This window comes from Roseateles sp. GW821-FHT03B02, from assembly GCF_059421025.1.
This window is the reverse complement of sequence record NZ_JBWKUV010000009.1, coordinates 99,211-115,415: the sequence shown is the minus strand read 5'-3', so window position 1 is coordinate 115,415 and position 16,205 is coordinate 99,211. Positions and strand designations below refer to the sequence as shown.

The following is a 16,205-nucleotide window of genomic DNA, read 5'->3' as shown; positions in this document are numbered from 1 at the left end:
GTCGGGGCGCGGGAGGCAAGAGGGTGTTCAGGCGATGAGGCGTTCGGCGAGCGGCAGCGCGGCGCGCTGCGGCACGGCGGGTTCGGCGGCCAGCTGGCCGAGGGCGTGCACGTCGAAGATCAACGCCACCTCGCCGTTGCCGAGGATGGAGGAGCCGGCCATGCCGCGCAGGCTGCGGAACAGCCGGCCCAGGGGCTTGATGACGGTCTGGTGCTGGCCCATCAGCGCATCGACCAGCACGCCGAAGCGGGTGTGGCCGGACTTCAGTACCACGATGCTGCCGCGCGCGGCGCACGGGCCTTCGATGGCGTAGAGGGTGCGCAGGCTGACGACCGGCAGCACCTGGCCGCGCAGCTCCACCACGCCGCGGCCGCGGGCGTCCAGCGCGGCCTCGCTGTCGCGGCCTTCGATGACCTCGACGACCGCGTCCAGCGGGAAGATGAAGCGCGAGGCGCCCACGGCGACGAGGAAGCCGTCGATGATGGCCAGCGTCAGCGGCAGGCGGATCTCGATGGTCGAGCCCTCGCCTTCGATGCTGGTCAGCAGCACGCTGCCGCGCAGCGCCTCGATGTTGCTGCGCACGACGTCCATGCCGACGCCGCGGCCGCTGAGGTTGGTGACCTTCTCTGCGGTGGAGAAGCCGGGTTCGAAGATCAGGCGCAGGATGGCCGCGTCGTCCGGCACGACGCCGGGCTCCACCAGGCCGCGCTCCCAGGCCCGCTCCAGCACCTTGCGGCGCTGGATGCCGCGGCCGTCGTCGCTGATGCAGATGACGATGCTGCCGGCCTCGTGGCGGGCCGACAGCGTCAGCCGCCCCTGGCCGGGCTTGCCGGCGGCCTCGCGCTGCCCGGCCGTCTCCAGGCCGTGATCCAGCGCGTTGCGAACCAGGTGCATCAGCGGGTCGGCGATGCGCTCGACGACGCTCTTGTCCAGCTCTGCCTCGCCGCCGACGATCTCCAGTTGCACGGCCTTGCCCAGCTCGGCCGCGGTGTCGCGCACGACGCGGCGAAAGCGCGCAAAGGTTTCGCCGATGGGCACCATGCGCAGCTGCAGCGTGCCGTTGCGGATCTCCTCGACGAGGCGGCAGATCTCGTCGTTGGCCTGGCGCAGCGGGCGCTGCCGGGTCTGCTGGGCCAGCAGCGCAGCGCCCGCGCCGGCGATGACGAGCTCGCCCAGCAGGTTGATCACCGCGTCCAGCCGGTTGGCCTGCACGCGGATGAAGCGCTGGTCTTCACCGGCGGTGGCGGCGTCGCCGCGGCGCTGCTCGCGCTGCTTGCGCAGCGCGGCGTCCACCACCTGCGGCGCCAGCCCCGTCTGCTCGGTCAGCAGCTCGCCCAGCAGGGCTGCGTCGCCCTGCTCGGCGGCCGCTTGCTGGCTGCGCAGGCCCTGTTGCAGCTGCGCCGGGCTGATGGCCCCGGCGGCGACGAGGATCTCGCCAAGGCGCGGGTTGCCCGGCATTGCGGCGATCAGGTCGGCGAACTGGGCCGGCGTGGCGCCGGGGTTGAGCACGTGGAGCTGGCAGTCCTCGCGCACGAAGCTGAAGGCGTCCTCGATCTGCTCCCGGCTGGCTTCGGTGGCGAGGCCGAAGATGAAGCCAAGGTGGCAGCTTTCCGGGTCCAGCGCGTCCAGCGGCGGGATGCCGCCGACGTCGCACACGATGTGGGGCACCGCGCCCAGGCCGCGCACGTAGTTCAGCACGGCCAGCGGGTCCATGCCGTTGCGGAAGACGTCGCGGCCGAAGGCCACCGACACATGCCAGGGGCGCAGCGTGGAGGCCGGCGCGCCTGCCGCGTCGGCCGGCGAGCTGCCCTCGACCGCGGCGGGCGTGACGCCGGCCGCGGCCTGCAGCTCGGCCACCAGGCCGCCGCGCAAGCCGGCCGCGGCAGCGTCGGCGGGCTGGCCGCCGGCCTCGCCGACGAGAGTGCGGATCTGGTCGTTGCAGCGCAGCAGGAGCGTGCTCAATGCGGGCGTCAGGGCCACCTGACCCTCGCGCAGCCGCTGCAACAGCGTCTCGACATGGTGGGTGAAGCCCACGATGGCATCCAGGCCGAACAGCCCGGCGGAACCCTTGACGGTGTGGGCGCAGCGGAACAGCGCGTTGAGCAGCGCCGTGTCGTCCGGGCAGTCCTCCAGCTGCAGCAGCAGCGCTTCCAGGCTCTCGATCTGCTCCTGGGCCTCGCTGAGGAAGGCGGGCAGGGCCTCGGCGATGAAATCGGCGTCCTGCGTCATGTCGCCGCCCCAGTGACTGGGGCTTGCAGCCCGGCCAGCCAGCCGTCCAGGCCGAGGGCGGTGCAGGCCTCGCGCAGCGGCCGGCTGGGCGCGCGCAGCCGCAGCGTGCGGCCGCGGGCGGCCAGGCAGTGCTGCAGGGCCACCAGCAATTGCACGCCGGCGCCGTCGACCTGGTCGACGGCCGTGCCGTCGGCCAGCGCCTCGGGCCCCGTGCCGTCGTCGTGGCCTGCCCAGGCCAGCCACAGCGGGTGCAGCTCGGCGGCGGTGTAGATGCTCAGTTCGGGAGGGAGCAGCAGGGCTTGCATGGCCTGGCTCCCGTTCAAGCCAGCACCAGCTTGGAGACGGCGTCCAGCAGCTGCGGCGGGTTGAAGGGCTTGACCATCCAGGCCTTCGCGCCGGCCTGGCGGCCGCGGTTCTTGGCGTCCTCCTCGCCCTCGGTGGTCAGCATGATGACGGGGATGAAGCGGTGCCGCGGGTGCTGCTTGATCTGCGTGACGAAGCTGATGCCGTCCATGTTGGGCATGTTCACGTCGCAGACGATGAGATGGACCTTGGGCGCCTTGCTCAGCGCCTCCAGCCCGCCCAGGCCGTCGGTGGCCTCCAGCACGTCGTAGCCGGCGCGCGCCAGGGCCAGGCGCACGACGGTGCGCAGCGAGCTGGAGTCGTCGACGATGAGAATGGTCTTGGCCATCTGGCCTCCTCAGAAGAAAGTGGTCGCGATGTTTCGGGCCGGGGTGGCATGCACGGGCTGGCCGCGGGCCACGGCACGCTGCTCGGCCGTCGTGCAGCCGGCCGCCAGCTGCGCGCGCCAGCCGGCGGCATCCGGGGCCCGGCCGCTGGCGGTGGCGTCCTGCAGCGTGGCGGTGGCCTGGGCCATGGAGCCGCGCAGCTGATCCAGGATCTGGTGCACGCGGTCCTGGAACTGGAAGGCCATCAGCAGCTGCTCCACCTGGGCCTTGACGAGCTCGCCCTGGGCGCTCTGCTCGGCACTGCGCTGCTGCAGCTGGGCCACCGTGGCGTTGACCTGCTCGACGACCTCGCCCACGGTCTGTTCCGCCTGCTGGATGGCCGCGGTGTCCTCGGCCGCGGTGCGGGTGGCCTGCTGCAGCGCCTGCTGCATGCGCTGGTTGAAATCCCCCACCTGGGCACCGATGCGGTGGCCGGTCTCGCCGGACTCGGCCGACAGCCGCCTCACCTCGGCCGCTACGACCGCGAAGCCGCGGCCTGCCGGGCCCGCCCGCGCGGCCTCGATGGCGGCATTGAGCGACAGCAGGCTGGTCTGGCGCGCGAGGCTGGACACGTCTTCGGCCATGGTGTGCAGGCGGCCCGAGGCCTCGTCCAGCGTGCGCACGGTGCCCAGCACCTCGTTGCGGGACTGCACGAAGCCGTCGAAGCTGCGCAGCAGCCCGCGCAGCTGCCCGTCGCAGTGGGCCAGCACGGCCAGACGGGCGTCGCCTGCGGCCGCGCCGCCGCCAGGGCCGATCAGCCCGTCCAGCTGCTGCAGGATGTCGCCGAACGCGCCCAGCATCTGCTCGATGGCGTCGCGCAGCTGAGTCTGGGCCGTAGCCAGATGGATCGTCCAGGTCTGTGCGGCCTCGTCGACACGGGCTGCCAGCTCGGCGTGGAGTCCGGCGGCGCGGCTGGCGCCGTCGTCGTGGCCGACCGTGCGGTGCCAGCCGAGGCCGGCCAGCCCGGCGGCCAGGCCCCACAGCAGCCAGGCCATGCTCATGCCGCCGACGGCCAGCGCCGCACCGGCCGCCAGCCAGGCACACACGACGCCTGCCGGCAGCCAGCGGCGGAGCGCCACTCCTTGCAAGCCCGGTGCATCGAATGGCAAAAATGCTGTTTTGATCATTTGTGACTGTCTTGCAGGCGAAAAACTTCGCGCAACCCGGCCTTGTAGGCCAGGAGAATTGGCAAATTGAATCTGTTGATATCAATTTTGCCAAATTTGATGCAAGGAAGCCATGGCGCCGGCGAGGCGGCAGCGCCTATTCTTTTTTTCCGGAACTATTTGGCGCGGCCGGGCCCTCGGCGCCGGCCGGCGATGGCGCGAGCCTCCCGGCAGGCGGCGCAGCGGCCGGCAGCGCCGGTTGAAGATGGGGAGAGGGAGGGGGCGGCCCCGATGCGGACGCCGCCGGGCGGCGTCAGGCCAGCGCGGTCATGCGCTCGACGAGCACGCAGCGCACCCACTTGCGCGCGGTGATCTGGGCCGTCTGTGCGAGCAGGAATTCCTCGGCCTGGGAGTTGGCCGTGCCGAACTCGAAGCCGCAGAGCTGGACGCTGCGGCTCAGCGGCCGGCTCCAGACGCGGCGCACGTCGGCGCTGAACAGGGGCACGCCCTCGTCTTCGCCGAGCAGCAGGCGCAATTCGTAGTGCCGCGCATCCAGCGGCGGCTCGGCCGAGGCCAGCACCTGCAGGCCGGCTTCACTGAGGTTGACCACCACACCGCCACGCGCATCGGCCAGGCCTTCGGGCTTGATGACCCAGACCGGCAACTGCTCGTGTTCGTCGGGCACGAGGAAGAACTCGACACGGGGGAAGCGGCGTTGGTCGGACCCGGACATGGCGGTGGACTCCTTGCAATTGGCGTGCGGATGATACGAACGCCACGCAGAAGACCAGTCGCCCGTGACACCGTGGTGAAGGGGCGGGCCGGGGCGGCCGGCGGCGCGGACCGGTGCACGCTGCCCGGTGGCCGCCTGTGCGGGCGCCGGGCGTTTTTCGGGCCGGGCTTCGTCAGACCGCCAGCAGGTCCACTTCGAACAGCAGCGTCGCGTTGGGCGGAATGACGCCGCCGGCGCCGTGGGCGCCATAGCCCAGCTCGGGCGGCAGCACCAGCATGCGCGTGCCGCCCACCTTCATGCCCTTCACGCCCTCGTCCCAGCCGGCAATGACCTCGCCGCCGCCGAGGCGGAACTTGAAAGGCTGACCGCGGTCCTTGCTGGAATCGAACTTCTTGCCGCGCAGGCCGTCCTTGTAGAGCCAGCCGGTGTAGTGCACCGACACGCGCTGGCCCTGGGCGGCCTCGGCGCCGTCGCCCACGACGCGGTCTTCGTACTGCAGGCCGCTGGAGGTGGTGTGCAGGTTCAGCTCCACGGGCTCGGGGCCGCCGGCCAGGCCCAGCAGCTCGACCTCGAAGCACAGCGTCGCGTTCGGCGGGATGACGCCGCCGGCGCCCCGCGCGCCATAGCCCAACTGGGCCGGGATGATCAGCGTGCGCTTGCCGCCGATCTTCATGCCTTGCACGCCCTCGTCCCAGCCGCGGATGACCATGCCGGCGGCCAGTTCGAACTCGAAGGGCTCGCGGCGGTCGAGGCTGGAGTCGAACTTGGTCGTCTTGGCGCCGTCGACCCAGAGCCAGCCGGTGTAGTGCACCGTCACGTCATGGCCGGCCGCCGCCTGCTTGCCGTCGCCTTCGACGGTGTCTTCAAACTGCAGGCCGCTGGGCGTGGTGTTCATGGGGAATCCTTCGGGGTTTGGGAAAGCGGGCGATTGTCGCTGTTGCCTCCCATGACCCTGCCGCCGGGGGTGGCTGTCGATCCGGTGGCTGGTGGCTCGTCGTTGTCCTTGAGGCACCATTCAACCCAAGGAGAAAGACGATGCGATTCATCATCACGGCGCAGGCGGACCCGGACGGCAACGGGCGGCAGCCAGGCGGCGGCCCGGACGAGGCGCTGTTGACCGCCTACATGAAGTTCAACGAGGAGATGCACAAGGCCGGCGTGCTGGTGGCGTCCGAGGGCCTGAACCCGGCGGCCCGCGGTGCCCGCATCGCGGTCTCGCAGGGCAGGCGCTTCGTCGTGGACGGCCCGTTCGCCGAGTCCAAGGAGCTGGTCGGCGGCTTCTACATCCTCGAAGTGGATTCTCTGGAGGAGGCCATCGCCTGGGCCTTGCGTGCGCCGTCGGGCCTGGGCTCGGACGATGTGTTGGAGGTGCGCCAGCTCACCGGTGCCGGCGACCTGCCGCCCGAGGTGCTCCGCGTCATCCAGGCCGCGGCGCCGAGCTGGAGCGCGTCGGTCTGGCAGGCCAGGAAGTGAGCCCTGTGCCGTGCCGGCCGCCGCTGAACTGCAGTCGCAGCTGAACCTGGGGCCGAAGTCGCAGCAGATGCTGGCTGCCGCGGGCGTGACGACGCTTGACGAGCTGCGGGCGCTGGGGGCGGTGGCGGCCTTCAGCCGCGTGAAGCGCAGTGGCGCGAACGCCAGCCTGAACCTGCTGTGGGCCTTGGAGGGCGCGTTGCTGGGCCTGGCCTGGCAGCTCGTGGCGCGGGAGCATCGCACACGTCTGCTGCTGGCGCTGGACGACCACGAGCGCCAGGGCTGAGCCTCGCTCAGCCAGGGAGCATCGCCGCCCAGCGGGGCACCAGGGCGGCCAGCGTGTCGGCGACGGTGGAGGCGCCCTGGGCGGCCAGGCCCAGGCGCGCCGCCGCCTCGCACAACCGCGCCACGGGATCGCCCAGGTCCAGCGCCGCGGCACCGTTCTGCTTAGACAGCTTGTGCCCGTCCGCCGCCAGCACCAGCGGCGTGTGCAGATAGCGCGGCGTGGGCAGGGCGAGCGCCCGCTGCAGCGCGATCTGGCGCGGCGTGTTGTCGGCCAGGTCCTCGCCGCGGACGACGTCGGTGATGCCCGCTTCGGCATCGTCGACGACGACGGCGAGCTGGTAGGCCCACAGGCCGTCGGCGCGCCTGAGTACGAAGTCGCCGACCTCGGTTTCGAGATCCTGCGACTGGGCGCCCAGGCGCCGGTCCTGCCAGTCCACCCGGCCCTGCACCCGAAAGCGCCAGGCCCGCACCGGCCGGCCCTGCGTGCCCTGGCGGCAGGTGCCGGGGTAGACCAGCTCGCCGTGCTTGGGTCGGGGGCCGGCGGCCGCCGCGATCTCGGCGCGGGTGCAGGCGCAGCCATAGGCGTGACCCGAGGCGACGAGCCGGTCAAGTGCTGCCTGGTAGAGAGCGCAGCGGCGTGACTGCCAGACCGGCGGCTCGTCCGGCGCCAGGCCCAGCGCTGCGAGCTGGCCGAGGATGACCTCGTCCATGCCCGGCGGGCAGCGCGGGCCGTCGACGTCCTCGATGCGCATCAGCCAGCGGCCGCCCCGGGCGCGAGCGTCCAGCCAGCTGGCCAGGGCCGCCACCAGTGAGCCGGCGTGCAGCGGGCCGGTGGGCGAGGGGGCGAATCGACCGCGGTAGCGCGTCAAAGGAGAAGGCCCTCGTGCTGTTCCAGCAGCGCCTTGCGCGTGGTCTCTCCACGCAACTTGTCCAGCCACCAGGCCAGGGCCTTGCCGGTGGCCTGGCCGGTGTCGCGCCAGGCGTAGTGCATCTTGCTGGCGCGACGGCCTTCGTAGGTGGCCTTGCGCACGAGGCGGCCGGCCTCGATGTGGCGCCTCACCATGGGCTCGGGCAGGGAGCCGCAGCCGAGGCCGCGCATCATGACCTCCAGCTTGGTGGCGAGCGACGGGACGGTCAGCACATCCTGGCCCGGCAGCAGGCCCACCGTCAGCGGCGCGAGCAGCCGGGCGCTGTCGGCCACGGCGACGATGCGGTGCTCGGCGATCTGTGCGGCCGTCAGCGGCTCGGGCAGCTCGGCCAGCGGGTGGTGGGGGGCGACGCAGAAGGCGAACTCCAGCTCGCCGCCAAGCTCGCAGTGGATGTTGCTGCTTTGCAGCTGGGCCGGCACGCCGATGGCGATGTCGGCCTGGCCGTGCAGCAGCGCCTCCCAGGTGCCGGCCAGCACCTCCACCTTGAGCTTGAGCCGGGTCGGCGGCGGGCCGCCGCCTTCGACGCGCTCGGCGTAGAAGGCCGCCATCAGGTCGAACAGGGCGCGGCGGGCGACGGCGTCGTCGACGGCCAGCGTCAGCTCGCTCTCCCAGCCGGTGGCGATGCGGCGCACGCGGTTGGCGATGGCGTCCAGCTCCTGCAGCAGGCGCCGGCCTTCGTGCAGCAGCTCCTGGCCGGCCGAAGTCAGCACGGCCTGGCGGGAGCTGCGGTCGAAGAGCAGTACGTCCAGCGCGTCTTCGAGCTGGCGCACGGAGTAGGTCAGCGCCGAGGGCACACGGCCCATCTCGCGCGCTGCGGCGGCGAAGCTGCCGGTGCGGGCGATGGTGTCCATCATGGACAGGGCCTCGGGCGTCAGGGCGCGGCGTTTGTCGTGGGGGGCGGGCATCAGTTCAGTCTATTTGAATGATGTCCTCAAGGCGGACTGGGTGGTCATCGCCGGGGTGGCTCCTACATTGGCTGCATCGACCCCAAAAGGAGCCCAGCATGCAAACGCAACTGATCAAGTCCTGCGACCGCGGCTATGCCGATCACGGCTGGCTGAAGTCCTTCCACAGCTTCTCGTTCGCCGACTACTACGACCCCGCCCGCATGGGTTTCGGGGCGCTGCGCGTCATCAACGAGGACAAGATCGCCCCGGGCACCGGCTTCGGCACGCACGGCCACCGCGACATGGAGATCATCAGCTATGTGCTCTCCGGCGAGCTGGCGCACAAGGACAGCATGGGCAACGGCGAGAAGGGCGCGGCCAACGCCGGCGTCATCCGCCCCGGCGACGTGCAGCGCATGAGCGCTGGCACCGGCGTGCTGCACAGCGAGTTCAACCATGCCAAGGACCAGACGACGCACTTCCTGCAGATCTGGATCCAGCCGGATGCGCGCGGCATTGCGCCGAGCTACGAGCAGAAGCATTTCGACGCCGGCTCCAAGCGCGGCCAGTTGCGGCTCGTCGCGGCCAACGACGGGGCCGATGGCGCGGTGACCATCCATGCCGATGCGCGGCTGTATGCCGGCCTGTTCGACGGCAGCGAAGCCGCCGAGCTGGACCTAGCGCCGGGCCGCCTGGCCTATGTGCACCTCGTGCGCGGCGCGCTGACCGTGAACGGGCAAGACCTGACGGCGGGTGATGCCTTGCAAGTTCGCCAAACATCGCGCCTCGCCCTGGCCGGCGGCCGCGATGCCGAGGTTCTCGTCTTCGACCTGGCCGCCTGATTTCCCCACCCCCACTCCGAGGAATTCCTCCATGAGCAAGATCGTCGTTCTCTTCCACTCCGGCTACGGCCACACCAAGAAGGTCGCCGAGGCCGTGGCTGCTGCCGCCGGCGCGCAGCTGATGCCCATCGACGCCGAGGGCAACATCTCCGAGGCCGACTGGGCCACGCTGGCCGCGGCCGACGGCATCGTCTTCGGTACGCCCACCTACATGGGCGGCCCGAGCTGGCAGTTCAAGAAGTTCGCCGACGCCAGCAGCAAGCCCTGGTACAGCCAGGTCTGGAAGGACAAGATCGCCGCCGGCTTCACCAACTCCGCCACGCTGAACGGCGACAAGCAGGGCACCATGCAGTACCTGCACACGCTGAGCCAGCAGCACGGCATGGTGTGGGTGGGCATGGGCATGAAGGCGCCCAACCACAAGGCCGCCACGCGCGACGACCTGAACAACCTCGGCGGCTACGCCGGCCTCATCACCCAGACGCCCAGCGATGCCTCGGCCGAGGAGATGGTGCCGGGCGACATCGCCACGGCCAAGGCCTTCGGCGAGCGCGTGAAGGCGACCGTCGAGCGCTGGACGCGCTAAACGAGGCTGAGGTCGCGCGCGGTGGCCCCGGGGAAGATGGTGGCCAGCTGCGCGTCGTTCAGGCCGTACATGCGGCGCAGCAGGCCGCCGAACAGCGCGCGGTATTCGTTGAGCACCGGCCAGTCGCGGTTCTGGAAGAGGGTGGCGGCCTTGACCTCCACCTGCTCGCCGGCCACGCGCCCGCCCTTCACGCTGCCACCCAGCACCCAGTAGGCGCTGCCGTGGCCGTGGTCGGTGCCGCGGTTACCGTTCTCGCGGAAGGTGCGGCCGAATTCGCTCACCACCACGACCACGGTGTTCTTCCACTGCGGTCCCGTCTCGTCGGCGAATAGCGCCAGCCCGCGACCCAGCTCGCCGAGCTTGGTGGCGAGCTGTCCGGTGGCGCCACCCTCGCCGACGTGCGTGTCCCAGCCGCCCACGTCGATGAAGCCCAGCGACACGCGCTCGCGCATCAGCCGCGCGATGCGGCGCGCTTCCAGCGCGAAGCCCTTGGCCGCGATGGCGCCACGGCTCGCCGCCTCCATCTCGCCGGCCATCTCGCGCGAGACTTCGTCGCGCACCTCGAAACCGCCACTGACCGTGCCGGCCAGGCGCGTGTTGGCATACATGCCGGCAATGACCTGGGCCTGGGCTGCGTTGATGGCCGGCCTGCCGAGATCGCGCAGCGCCTGGTTCGCCACGGGCAGCTCGCCGCGCAAGATCAGCGGCACCTGGTCAGTGAAGGCCATGGCTTCCAGGCGTGAACCCGCACCCAGCACACCCGCCAGCCGGTTCATGAAGCCGCTGCGGAAGTCGCGGCCGCCTTCGTCGGGCTGGCCCAGCTCAATGTGATCCTGGGTCTCGAAGTGGCTGCGCGTCGTGTCGTTGGTGCCGGCGAAGGGCACGAAGGCGGCCTGCTGCTTCAGCCACAGCGGGTGAATGCTCTCGGCCACAGCCGGCGCCAGGCCCCAGTCGGCGTTCAGCGGCGAGGCCGCCGTCTTGGCGATGGCGATGTTGGGCCGGGCCTCGTAGTAGAAGCTCGACGAGGTGGGCACCAGCAGGTTGGCCGCGTCGTAGGCGCCGCGCAGGAAGACGACGAGCAGGCGGGGCGTGTCGGGTGCGGCAGCCCAGAGCTGCATCGGCAGCGCGGCGGCACCCAGGCCGAGTTGGAGCAGAAGGCGTCGGTTCATCGCATCACCTGTGCATGAAGTCGGGGGAGGCCAGCAGGTAGGTGTTCCATTCCTGCGGCGAGGTGGCGGCGGCCAGGGCCTGCTGCGTGGCGGCGGCCAGGCGCGGCGCGACGCCCTCGTAGTACAGCGGATGGGCGATCTGAGGGAAGGCCGGCCGGTCCTTGGGCTCGCCCTCGACCTTGAAGAGGCCCGAGCTGCCGCTGCCGATGGCGCGGGCGATCTCGAAGCGCGTCGTCATCTGGCCGGGGCCGGCCCAGGCGCTCTCGTCCATCGGGTAGCCGTCTGGGGTCTGGCGGTTGTAGGGTGCCTGGCCCAGGCGGTAGAGCCAGCCGATCATGGGACCGGTGTTCAGCACCACCTTGTCGGCATAGGCCAGGCGCACGGCGGAGACGACGTAGTGCGTCGGGTCCTTGAACTTGCGACCCAGCGACGCTTCGAACTCGGGCGAGCCCACCATGGCGCGCAGCACCTCGGCGATGCGGCCGTCGCTCTGCTGCCAGCGCTCGGCCATGCGCTCCACCAGCGCCGGCGGCGGCTCGTCGGCGACGAAATACTGGGCCAGCTTGCGCGACACGAAGCGGGCCGTGCTGGGGTGGCTGGCCAGCAGGTCCAGCACCTGGTCCAGCTCGGCATGTCCCTGGCCCTTGACCGTGAAGCCGAGCAATTGCTTGTCGCCGAAGTCGTGCCGGGCCGGGTTGAACTCCATCAGACCGTCGCGGCGGTACTGGGCTTCCTGAGCCGGCTTGAGCTTCGGCGTCACGTTGCTCAGGTTCACGCCCAGGCCGGTGAGCACGCGGGCGAGCTCCTGCACGTCGCGCTGGCTGTAGCCGCCGCCCACGCCCAGGGTGTGCAGCTCCAGCAGCTCGCGGGCGTAGTTCTCGTTGAGGCGGCTGGCGGCGTTCTGCTCGTTGTCGAGGTAGCGCAGCATGGCCGGGTGGTGGGCCGTGTAGCCGAGCAGGTCGCGGAAGCGCCCGAGCGACCGCTCGCGCAGGCCCTGCTCGTAGTCGCCCACCATCACGCGCAGGTTGGCCTTGTACTGGTGAACGTTGAAGTGGTTGAACCAGAACCAGGTTAGCTGCTCCTGAACCTGGTTGGGCGAGTACAGCGCGTTCAGCAGCTGGCGCGCCGAGGCCTCGCGGGCCAGCTTGGTCAGCGCCTGCTGGTAGGCCTTCTGCGCCTCGGCCTTGGCCATGTCATCGGTCAGCGCGTCGGCGGCCTTGCGCTGGGCTTCCATCTGCTGCACCAGCGGCATCAGGGGCTGCTGGGTGACGGCCAGGGCCTGGATCTGCCCCTTGACGGACTCGGGCAATGCCGCTGGGTTGGCGGGTTTGAGCTGAGCGTCCAGCCAGGCCTGGCGGCCTCTGGCGCGAACGGCAGCGAGGTCGGCACTGCTGGCGCCCCAGGTGAGGCGGTCCAGCCAGAGCGCGTCCTGGGCGGGGCCGTGCTGCGAGGGTGCGGGTGGCGGCGCGGTGGCGCAGCCGACGAGGCTGAGGAGGAGGGCGGTGCTGAGTGCGAGATTTCTCATGGCGGCCTCATGATGAGGCCGCTCAACGCCGTCTGTCGATCCGGAGATGACCGGCGCAACAAGACTTCACATGCGCGTCACCGGGCGCCGGGCGTGTAGATCTGGTCGAACACGCCACCGTCGTCGAAATGCGTCTTCTGGGCCTGGCGCCAGCCGCCGAACAGCTCGTCGATGGTGAAGAGCTTGACCGGCGCGAAGGTCTTCGCGTACTGGGCCGCCACCTTCGCGTCACGCGGGCGGTAGTAGTTCCTGGCCGCGATCTCCTGGCCCTCGGGGCTGTAGAGATAGTCCAGATAGGCCTGGGCCTGCTTCCTCGTGCCGCGCTTGTCGACCACCTTGTCGACGACGGCGACCGGCGGCTCGGCCAGGATGGAGACGCTGGGCGTGACGATCTCGAACTTGCTGGGCCCCAGCTCCTTCACGGCCAGGTAGGCCTCGTTCTCCCAGGCGATCAGCACGTCGCCGATGCCGCGCTCGACGAAGGTCGTCGTGGAGCCGCGTGCGCCCGAGTCCAGCACCCTGGTGTTGGCGTAGATGCGCTTAACGAAGTCCCTGGCCGAGTCCGGCGTGCCGCCGTTCTTCAGCGCATAGCCCCAGGCGGCTAGGTAGTTCCAGCGGGCGCCGCCGCTGGTCTTGGGGTTGGGCGTGATGACCTCGACGCCGCTGCGCGCCAGGTCGGGCCAGTTGGCGATGTGCTTGGGGTTGCCCTTGCGCACGAGGAAGACGATGGTGGACGTGTACGGGCTGGCGTTGCTGGGGAGCTTCTTCTGCCAGTCCAGCGGCAGCAGCTTGCGGTCGGCCAGCGCGTCGATGTCGTAGGCCAGCGCCAGCGTCACCACATCGGCTTCCAGCCCGTCGATGACCGAGCGAGCCTGCTTGCCTGAGCCACCGTGCGAGGCCTTGATGCTCAGCGTCTCGCCGGTCTTGGCCTTCCACTGGGCGGCGAAGGCCTTGTTGAAGTCCTGGTAGAGCTCGCGGGTGGGATCGTAGGAGACGTTCAGCAGCGAGGTCTGGGCCGAGACCGGGAAGGCGGCGCCGGCGGCAGCGGTGGCGAGTGAGAGGGCGGTGAGAAGGCGGCGCATGGCTTTCGAGTTGGGGAAGGGAGCGGTCCACTCTAGGGATGGGGGGTGGGGCGGGCAAAGAAGTTGTTCGCGCAAGCTCATGCAGCTTTCGACCAGGCGAGCACGGGCTCGGCGGGCGACTCGTGGCGGGCCGCGTCGACCACCTCGCGCCTCAGCGGCGAGGCGAAGGTCTGGATGAACTCGTAGACGTAGTCGCGCAGGTAGGCGCTGCGGCGCACGGCCAGGCGAGTCATGTTGTCCTCGAACAGGTGGCGGGCGTCGATGGCACGCAGGTGGCGGTCGCGCTCCTCGTCGAAGGCGATGGCCGCGACGATGCCCACGCCCAGACCCAGCTCCACATAGGTCTTGATGACGTCGGCGTCCATGGCGCTGAGCACGATGTGTGGCGTGAGCTGTGCGGCGGCGAAGGCGTCGTCAATGTGGGAGCGGCCGGTGTAGCCGGGCTCGTAGGTGACGATGGGGAACTGCGCCACGCGGGCCAGCGTCAGCGGGCCGTCGAGCAGCGGGTGGCCCGGCGGCACGACGACCGAGTGCGTCCAGCGGTAGCAGGGCAGGGCGACGAGCTCGGGGTATTGCGCCAGCGCCTCGGTGGCGATGCCTACGTCGGCCTCGCCGTCGAGCAGCAGCCGCGCAATCTGCTGCGGCGAGCCTTGCTGCAGGTGCAGGCTGACGTCGGGGTGGTGGGCGCGGAAGTCACGCACCGCGGGCGGCAGCGCGTAGCGGGCCTGGCTGTGCGTGGCGGCGATGCGAAGCCGGCCGCTGCCGGCCTGGGCGAAATCGTCGGCCGCGCGTTTGAGGTTCTCGGCCTCCTGCAGCAGGCGCTCGATGACGGGCAGCACATGTTCGCCCGGCTCCGTCAGGCCCGTCAGGCGCTTGCCGACGCGCACGAACAGCTCGATGCCCAGTTCTTCTTCGAGCTCGCGGATCTGGCGGCTGACGCCGGGCTGCGACGTGTGCAGGGCCTGGGCGACTTCGGTCAGGTTGAAGCCGCGGCGCTGAGCCTCACGGACGGAGCGGAGTTGCTGGAAGTTCATGCGCAGGCATTCTGCGAACCAGCCCTTCATCTGTCGTCGAATGATTCGCCATATCGTTATTCGATTCCCGGCAGTTGCGGACGCCGGATCGACCTCTACAGTCGGTCCACCCTTCAGGAGCCCACTCATGCATAAGCCATCCATCCCGCCCCAGGCCTGGCCTTTGTTCGACCGTTATGTGCACGGCGAACTCAGCCGCCGTGGCTTTCTTGAACAGGCCGCGGCCTTCAGCGGCGGCCCGGCCGGCGCCGCGGCGCTGCTGGCCGCGCTGAGCCCGAACTTCGCGGCGGCCCAGCAGGTCAAGCCCCACGACGCACGTCTGGTCACGCGCCGTCAGGCCTTCCCGTCTCCCGACGGCAACGGCCAGGTGCAGGGCTATCTGGCCAAGCCGGCCGGCGCCGCGGGAAAGCTGCCGGCCGTGCTCGTCGTGCACGAGAACCGCGGCCTGAACCCGCACATCGAGGACATCGCCCGTCGCCTCGCGCTGGCCGGCTACGTGGCTTACGCGCCTGACGCGCTGGCAGCGCTGGGCGGCTACCCCGGCAACGAGGACGACGCCCGCGCGCTGTTCGCCAAGCTCGACCCGGCCAAGGCCCGCGCCGACATCGTGGCCGGCGCGCGCGGCCTGCTCTCGCTGGCGGATGCCAATGGCAGGCTGGGCGTTGTCGGCTTCTGCTGGGGCGGCAGCCTGGCCAACCATGTCGCGACCCAAGTGCCTGAGCTCGCCGTGGCCGTGCCCTTCTACGGCGGTGCGCCCGCTGCCGAGGACGTGCCGCGCATCAAGGCGCGGCTGCTGATCCACTATGCCGGCAACGACGAGCGCCTGAACGCCGGCTGGCCAGGTTACGAGGCAGCGCTGAAGGCGGCTGGCGTGCGCTACGAAGCCTTCACCTACGCAGGCACGCAGCATGGGTTCAACAACGACACGACGCCACGCTACGACGCCGCATCGGCCCAGCTCGCCTGGGAGCGCACGCTGGCCGCATTCAAGGCTGCGCTCGGCTGAGGATCAGACGGCGAAGGCCCACTCGCGGAACTCCGCGTGGCGAGGCCTTTGCTCCGCCGCGGCGCGGGCCCGCGCGGCTTCGACCCAACTCTTGGCCACGGGCAGCGGGCCGAAGCCGGCCTCGGCGTTGATGTGGCCGACGTTGCCGAGGTTGCTGTAGCTGGCGCCCCAGCGATGCGCCCAGCGGGCGGCGCTGGCGGCGCTCATCCAGGGATCGGTGCTGCTGGCGATCAGCCGGGTGCGGCGTGGTAGGCGCTGGTGGGGCAGGGACTCGGCGATACCGAACTTGTCCGGTTCCGCCGGCGCGACGAACAGCGCCTCGCGGATGGGCGAATCAGGCCGCTCGGCCAGGTGACGAGCCAGGGCCAGGCAGCCGAAGCTGTGCGCCACGGCCAGCCACTCCCCGTCGCCGGCCACTTCCAGCGTGCGCTGGATGCGCTCGGCCCAGCGCTCCAGCGCCGGTCTGCTCGGGTCGCGCTGCGTGACGCGGCGGGCGTCGCGGTACTGGGCCTGCAGCCAGGTCTGCCAATGGGCCGGGCCGCTGTCGTGCAGGCCCGGGATGATGAGGACGCGCGGCGGCTGGTAGGGCATGGC

Annotated in this window: 18 protein-coding genes and 1 pseudogene; 5 read left to right on the top strand and 14 right to left on the bottom strand. The window is 70.7% G+C overall.

The window, feature by feature from the left end; all coding sequences use genetic code 11:
- Positions 1 to 27: 27 nt before the first annotated feature.
- The 7 genes and pseudogenes from AC07VX_RS21770 to AC07VX_RS21740 all read right to left on the bottom strand — a co-directional run.
- The gene (locus AC07VX_RS21770) at positions 28 to 2,229 is read right to left on the bottom strand and encodes a chemotaxis protein CheA (RefSeq protein WP_493167133.1); all 2,202 of its coding nucleotides are present in this window, start codon (positions 2,227 to 2,229) and stop codon (positions 28 to 30) included.
- The gene (locus AC07VX_RS21765) at positions 2,226 to 2,534 is read right to left on the bottom strand and encodes an STAS domain-containing protein (protein WP_493167132.1); all 309 of its coding nucleotides are present in this window, start codon (positions 2,532 to 2,534) and stop codon (positions 2,226 to 2,228) included. The genes AC07VX_RS21770 and AC07VX_RS21765 overlap by 4 nt, the downstream gene beginning before the upstream one ends.
- A gap of 14 nt (positions 2,535 to 2,548) precedes the next feature.
- Complete coding sequence (locus AC07VX_RS21760) at positions 2,549 to 2,920, bottom strand: response regulator (RefSeq protein WP_493167131.1); 372 nt, start codon at positions 2,918 to 2,920, stop codon at positions 2,549 to 2,551.
- A gap of 9 nt (positions 2,921 to 2,929) precedes the next feature.
- Positions 2,930 to 4,036 carry a methyl-accepting chemotaxis protein gene (locus tag AC07VX_RS21755; RefSeq protein ID WP_493167130.1) on the bottom strand — a complete coding sequence of 369 codons (1,107 nt, stop codon included), beginning with the start codon at positions 4,034 to 4,036 and terminating at the stop codon, positions 2,930 to 2,932.
- A gap of 340 nt (positions 4,037 to 4,376) precedes the next feature.
- Positions 4,377 to 4,796 carry a PilZ domain-containing protein gene (locus AC07VX_RS21750; protein ID WP_493167129.1) on the bottom strand — a complete coding sequence of 140 codons (420 nt, stop codon included), beginning with the start codon at positions 4,794 to 4,796 and terminating at the stop codon, positions 4,377 to 4,379.
- Positions 4,797 to 4,968: 172 nt separating this feature from the next.
- Complete coding sequence (locus AC07VX_RS21745; RefSeq protein WP_493167319.1) at positions 4,969 to 5,316, bottom strand: FKBP-type peptidyl-prolyl cis-trans isomerase; 348 nt, start codon at positions 5,314 to 5,316, stop codon at positions 4,969 to 4,971.
- Positions 5,317 to 5,346: 30 nt separating this feature from the next.
- Positions 5,347 to 5,691: pseudogene (locus AC07VX_RS21740) on the bottom strand (FKBP-type peptidyl-prolyl cis-trans isomerase); the annotation flags it as partial.
- 140 nt (positions 5,692 to 5,831) lie between these two features.
- On the opposite strand from AC07VX_RS21740, the gene AC07VX_RS21735 reads away from it, so the two are divergent.
- Together AC07VX_RS21735 and AC07VX_RS21730 are read left to right on the top strand one after the other, a co-directional pair.
- Positions 5,832 to 6,269, top strand: a complete 438-nt coding sequence (locus tag AC07VX_RS21735; protein WP_493167128.1) for a YciI family protein — start codon at positions 5,832 to 5,834, stop codon at positions 6,267 to 6,269.
- 10 nt (positions 6,270 to 6,279) lie between these two features.
- Complete coding sequence (locus AC07VX_RS21730; RefSeq protein WP_493167127.1) at positions 6,280 to 6,552, top strand: TfoX/Sxy family protein; 273 nt, start codon at positions 6,280 to 6,282, stop codon at positions 6,550 to 6,552.
- A 7-nt stretch (positions 6,553 to 6,559) separates the two neighbouring features.
- Here the strand turns inward: AC07VX_RS21730 and gluQRS are convergent, their stop codons facing one another.
- Positions 6,560 to 7,420 (bottom strand): tRNA glutamyl-Q(34) synthetase GluQRS, encoded by an 861-nt coding sequence (gluQRS, locus tag AC07VX_RS21725; protein WP_493167126.1) that lies wholly within the window; start codon positions 7,418 to 7,420, stop codon positions 6,560 to 6,562.
- Positions 7,417 to 8,385: a LysR family transcriptional regulator gene (locus AC07VX_RS21720; protein WP_493167125.1), complete on the bottom strand. Its 969-nt coding sequence runs from the start codon at positions 8,383 to 8,385 to the stop codon at positions 7,417 to 7,419. Before AC07VX_RS21720 ends, gluQRS begins: the two co-directional genes overlap by 4 nt.
- 98 nt (positions 8,386 to 8,483) lie before the next feature.
- Here AC07VX_RS21720 and AC07VX_RS21715 point away from each other — a divergent pair, with 98 nt between their 5' ends.
- Together AC07VX_RS21715 and AC07VX_RS21710 are read left to right on the top strand one after the other, a co-directional pair.
- The gene (locus AC07VX_RS21715; RefSeq protein ID WP_493167124.1) at positions 8,484 to 9,209 is read left to right on the top strand and encodes a pirin family protein; all 726 of its coding nucleotides are present in this window, start codon (positions 8,484 to 8,486) and stop codon (positions 9,207 to 9,209) included.
- 31 nt (positions 9,210 to 9,240) lie between these two features.
- Positions 9,241 to 9,795: a flavodoxin family protein gene (locus tag AC07VX_RS21710; protein ID WP_493167123.1), complete on the top strand. Its 555-nt coding sequence runs from the start codon at positions 9,241 to 9,243 to the stop codon at positions 9,793 to 9,795.
- On the opposite strand, the gene AC07VX_RS21705 is transcribed toward AC07VX_RS21710, so the two are convergent.
- The 4 genes from AC07VX_RS21705 to AC07VX_RS21690 all read right to left on the bottom strand — a co-directional run bounded on the left by AC07VX_RS21705 (position 9,792) and on the right by AC07VX_RS21690 (position 14,605).
- Positions 9,792 to 10,964, bottom strand: a complete 1,173-nt coding sequence (locus AC07VX_RS21705) for a DUF1501 domain-containing protein (protein ID WP_493167122.1) — start codon at positions 10,962 to 10,964, stop codon at positions 9,792 to 9,794. The two genes, AC07VX_RS21710 and AC07VX_RS21705, sit on opposite strands and share 4 nt — an antisense overlap.
- 4 nt (positions 10,965 to 10,968) lie before the next feature.
- Positions 10,969 to 12,489, bottom strand: coding sequence for a DUF1800 domain-containing protein (locus tag AC07VX_RS21700; RefSeq protein ID WP_493167121.1), 1,521 nt, complete (start codon positions 12,487 to 12,489; stop codon positions 10,969 to 10,971).
- Positions 12,490 to 12,566: 77 nt separating this feature from the next.
- Positions 12,567 to 13,571: a sulfate ABC transporter substrate-binding protein gene (locus AC07VX_RS21695; RefSeq protein ID WP_493167120.1), complete on the bottom strand. Its 1,005-nt coding sequence runs from the start codon at positions 13,569 to 13,571 to the stop codon at positions 12,567 to 12,569.
- Positions 13,572 to 13,648: 77 nt separating this feature from the next.
- Positions 13,649 to 14,605 (bottom strand): CysB family HTH-type transcriptional regulator, encoded by a 957-nt coding sequence (locus tag AC07VX_RS21690; protein ID WP_493167119.1) that lies wholly within the window; start codon positions 14,603 to 14,605, stop codon positions 13,649 to 13,651.
- Between the two features lie 127 nt (positions 14,606 to 14,732).
- On the opposite strand from AC07VX_RS21690, the gene AC07VX_RS21685 reads away from it, so the two are divergent.
- Positions 14,733 to 15,611, top strand: a complete 879-nt coding sequence (locus AC07VX_RS21685; protein WP_493167118.1) for a dienelactone hydrolase family protein — start codon at positions 14,733 to 14,735, stop codon at positions 15,609 to 15,611.
- A 3-nt stretch (positions 15,612 to 15,614) separates the two neighbouring features.
- On the opposite strand, the gene AC07VX_RS21680 is transcribed toward AC07VX_RS21685, so the two are convergent.
- Positions 15,615 to 16,202, bottom strand: coding sequence for an RBBP9/YdeN family alpha/beta hydrolase (locus tag AC07VX_RS21680; protein WP_493167117.1), 588 nt, complete (start codon positions 16,200 to 16,202; stop codon positions 15,615 to 15,617).
- Positions 16,203 to 16,205: the final 3 nt, after the last annotated feature.

Bases quoted from the DNA above. Each gene is read 5' to 3' on its own strand.
- AC07VX_RS21760 (WP_493167131.1), bottom strand. From the start codon at position 2,920: ATGGCCAAGACCATTCTCATCGTCGACGACTCCAGCTCGCTGCGCACC.
- AC07VX_RS21685 (WP_493167118.1), top strand. From the start codon at position 14,733: ATGCATAAGCCATCCATCCCGCCCCAGGCCTGGCCTTTGTTCGACCGT.
- AC07VX_RS21680 (WP_493167117.1), bottom strand. From the start codon at position 16,202: ATGCCCTACCAGCCGCCGCGCGTCCTCATCATCCCGGGCCTGCACGAC.
- AC07VX_RS21750 (WP_493167129.1), bottom strand. From the start codon at position 4,796: ATGTCCGGGTCCGACCAACGCCGCTTCCCCCGTGTCGAGTTCTTCCTC.
- AC07VX_RS21770 (WP_493167133.1), bottom strand. From the start codon at position 2,229: ATGACGCAGGACGCCGATTTCATCGCCGAGGCCCTGCCCGCCTTCCTC.
- AC07VX_RS21735 (WP_493167128.1), top strand. From the start codon at position 5,832: ATGCGATTCATCATCACGGCGCAGGCGGACCCGGACGGCAACGGGCGG.
- AC07VX_RS21720 (WP_493167125.1), bottom strand. From the start codon at position 8,385: ATGCCCGCCCCCCACGACAAACGCCGCGCCCTGACGCCCGAGGCCCTG.
- AC07VX_RS21690 (WP_493167119.1), bottom strand. From the start codon at position 14,605: ATGAACTTCCAGCAACTCCGCTCCGTCCGTGAGGCTCAGCGCCGCGGC.
- AC07VX_RS21715 (WP_493167124.1), top strand. From the start codon at position 8,484: ATGCAAACGCAACTGATCAAGTCCTGCGACCGCGGCTATGCCGATCAC.
- AC07VX_RS21705 (WP_493167122.1), bottom strand. From the start codon at position 10,964: ATGAACCGACGCCTTCTGCTCCAACTCGGCCTGGGTGCCGCCGCGCTG.
- AC07VX_RS21700 (WP_493167121.1), bottom strand. From the start codon at position 12,489: ATGAGAAATCTCGCACTCAGCACCGCCCTCCTCCTCAGCCTCGTCGGC.
- AC07VX_RS21695 (WP_493167120.1), bottom strand. From the start codon at position 13,571: ATGCGCCGCCTTCTCACCGCCCTCTCACTCGCCACCGCTGCCGCCGGC.
- AC07VX_RS21765 (WP_493167132.1), bottom strand. From the start codon at position 2,534: ATGCAAGCCCTGCTGCTCCCTCCCGAACTGAGCATCTACACCGCCGCC.
- AC07VX_RS21710 (WP_493167123.1), top strand. From the start codon at position 9,241: ATGAGCAAGATCGTCGTTCTCTTCCACTCCGGCTACGGCCACACCAAG.